Here is a 247-nt window from a genome sequence, read left to right as displayed (position 1 = left end):
CCCACGAAAAAGCCGACCCTGCCTAAGCCGGATCGGCCTTAACTAATTTGGACTACTTGCCCAACTTAGTCTTGTTAGTCATGTTTAACTTGTCATCGAAGTCGTAAACCACTGGTTCACCAGTAGCCATTTCAAGATTCATGATGTCGTCATCAGAAATCCGTTCGATGTACTTGGAAAGTGCCCGGAGTGAGTTACCGTGGGCTGCGATGATGACGTTCTTGCCATCCAGCAACTTAGGAGCAAT

The 247-nt window shown here is 47.4% G+C and carries 1 pseudogene; it reads right to left on the bottom strand.

The features are described 5' to 3' along the window. Nucleotides 1-52: 52 nt before the first annotated feature. Nucleotides 53-247, bottom strand: a pseudogene (gene gpmA, locus FD25_RS13820) (2,3-diphosphoglycerate-dependent phosphoglycerate mutase); the annotation flags it as partial.

Origin of the sequence: Levilactobacillus acidifarinae DSM 19394 = JCM 15949 (assembly GCF_001434835.1) — a bacterium.
In the GTDB taxonomy this organism is placed as follows: domain Bacteria; phylum Bacillota; class Bacilli; order Lactobacillales; family Lactobacillaceae; genus Levilactobacillus; species Levilactobacillus acidifarinae.
The sequence above is the reverse complement of the archived record's forward strand: the minus strand, read 5'-3'. Positions and strand labels throughout refer to the sequence as shown.